We start from the raw sequence: 2,327 nt of genomic DNA on the forward strand, positions 1-2,327 counted from the left end.
TCCGGTAGAATACCGAACCCGGGCCCTGAAAGCCGCTTAACATGAACTGTCCAACTTTATGGGGTCAGTCCAAATGCGGGCTGTTTTTTTATCGGCGTTAAGCAGACGTCAGCGGATTAATGCCCGTCTACGAACGCGATTTTCAGCACGAACAGCAGCGCAACCACAACCACGCATGGGCTGATTTCTTTCCAGCGGCCGGTGCCCAGTTTCATCACCACGTAAGAGATGAAGCCCAGCGCGATACCTTCAGTGATCGAGAAGCTGAACGGCATCATCACCGCAGTGACGAACGCCGGAACGGCTTCGGTCAGGTCATCCCATGACACGCGCGCCAGGCTTGAAGTCATCAGTACGCCGACATAAATCAGCGCACCCGCTGCGGCGTATTCCGGCACCATGCCGGCCAGCGGGGAAATGAAGATCACCAGCAGGAACAGCAAACCGGTGACAACCGCAGTCAGACCGGTACGGCCGCCGACGGACACGCCGGAGGTGCTTTCAATGTAAGCGCCCACAGAAGACGTGCCGATAAATGCGCCGGCAACGGAAGATACGCTGTCTACATACAGCGCCTGTTTCATCTGCGGGAATTTACCTTTCTCGTCCGCCAGACCGGCCTTGTCGGTCACGCCGATCAGCGTGCCGGAGGAGTCAAACAGGTTCACCAGCATGAAGGAGAAGATGACGCCCGCCAGACCGATATTCAGCGCGCCTTTCAGATCCACCTGTCCGACAACCGTGGTAATGCTCGGCGGCATCGACCAGAAACCGGTGTAATGCACGTCGCCAATCATCAGGCCAATCACGGTGGTGACAATAATCGACACCAGCACCGAGGCATGGAAATTACGCGACGCCAGCACGGCAATAATGAAGAACCCGAGTACGCCCAGCAGCACGTTGTGCGAGGTCAGATTACCGATGGTGACGATGGTGTCAGGGTTCGGAACGATAATCCCGGCGTTTTTCAGCCCCATCATGCCGATAAACAGCCCGATACCGGCGGTAATGCCCACGCGCAGGCTGACCGGAATATTGGCAATCATCCAGTAACGGATGCGGAAAATGGTCAGCAGCAGCAAACCGACCGCGCCCCAGAAAATCGCGCCCATCCCGATCTGCCACGAAACGCCCATCGCGCCCACGACCACAAAAGCAAAGAACGCATTCAGACCCATCGCCGGTGCCAGAGCGACCGGAAGGTTGGCGATCACGCCCATCAGGATGCTGCCGAACGCGGCAATCAGACAGGTGGTAACGAACACGGCCTGTTTATCCATCCCCGCAACACCCAGGATCTGCGGGTTCACGAAAACGATATAGACCATGGTCAGGAAGGTAGTTAAACCGGCGATAGTTTCGGTGCGTACGGTGGTGCCGTGCTGCGTCAGTTTAAACAGACGTTCAGCCAGACCTTTACCCGCAGTCGCATTGCTCTGTGGTGTGCTCATTGGTGAGTTCCAAAATGGGGGAAAAACAATCGGGGGGTATCCTAAGGATTTTAGCCCGAAAGCGCCAGCACTGGATGTATGGGATTAAATCTATCGTTCGGGTACAGTGCCATAATGCACGCCAATAGATGAAACGCTCACAGGGAGAAAGTATGTCACAGGTTGAATGTGTCTTTTTTGATTGCGACGGTACGCTGGTGGACAGTGAATTGTTGTGCTGCGAAGCCTACGTCGAAATGTTCGCGCATTTTGGTGTGACGGTTTCTTTCGACGAAATGTATAAGAAATACAAAGGCGTCAAACTTTACGAAATCGTCGCGATTGTGAATAAAGAGCACGGTATCGATGTGCCGAAAGAAGAAATGGAAGTGGTGTTTCGCCAGCATGTTGCCCGTTTTTTCGACAGCAAACTTGAACCTATTGACGGCGCACGCGAGTTACTGGAACAAATCACCGTGCCAATGTGCGTCGTCTCCAACGGCCCGGTCACCAAAATGCAGCACTCTCTCGGCCTGACCGGATTGCTGCCTTTTATGGGGGATAAGTTATTCAGCGGCTATGACTTACAGCGCTGGAAACCCGATCCGGCGGTATTGTACAAAGCCGCCGAGGTCATGAATGTGCCGGTGGAAAACTGCATTCTGGTAGAAGATTCCGTGGCAGGCGCACAGGCCGGGATCACCGCAGGCATCCCGGTGTTTTACTACTGCGCCGATCCGCATAACCCGCCGCTGGATCACCCGCTGGTGACGACTTTCCACGACATGCGCGAACTGCCGGGGATCTGGCGTAAGATGGGTTATCAGATCACGGGTTAAGGGCGATCCGTTGTTGATTCACGCTCAACATCAGGCGGCCAGCGTACCGTTCTGA

General features: G+C 54.9%; 2 protein-coding genes. One reads left to right on the forward strand and one right to left on the reverse strand.

Annotation, left to right across the window (positions count from 1 at the left end; all coding sequences use genetic code 11):
• Positions 1-116: 116 nt before the first annotated feature.
• Positions 117-1,454 (reverse strand): NCS2 family permease, encoded by a 1,338-nt coding sequence (locus tag UC15_RS25560; RefSeq protein ID WP_112292033.1) that lies wholly within the window; start codon positions 1,452-1,454, stop codon positions 117-119.
• Between the two features lie 152 nt (positions 1,455-1,606).
• Between UC15_RS25560 and yieH the strand changes: the two genes are divergently transcribed.
• Positions 1,607-2,272 carry a 6-phosphogluconate phosphatase gene (yieH, locus tag UC15_RS25565; protein ID WP_112292034.1) on the forward strand — a complete coding sequence of 222 codons (666 nt, stop codon included), beginning with the start codon at positions 1,607-1,609 and terminating at the stop codon, positions 2,270-2,272.
• The last annotated feature ends 55 nt before the right edge of the window (positions 2,273-2,327 follow it).

The organism is Rahnella sp. AN3-3W3 (assembly GCF_003263545.1).
GTDB classification, from domain to species: domain Bacteria; phylum Pseudomonadota; class Gammaproteobacteria; order Enterobacterales; family Enterobacteriaceae; genus Rahnella; species Rahnella variigena.

Excerpts from the sequence above, each read along its gene's own strand:
- UC15_RS25560 (WP_112292033.1), bottom strand. The coding sequence starts at position 1,454 with ATGAGCACACCACAGAGCAATGCGACTGCGGGTAAAGGTCTGGCTGAA.
- yieH (WP_112292034.1), top strand. The coding sequence starts at position 1,607 with ATGTCACAGGTTGAATGTGTCTTTTTTGATTGCGACGGTACGCTGGTG.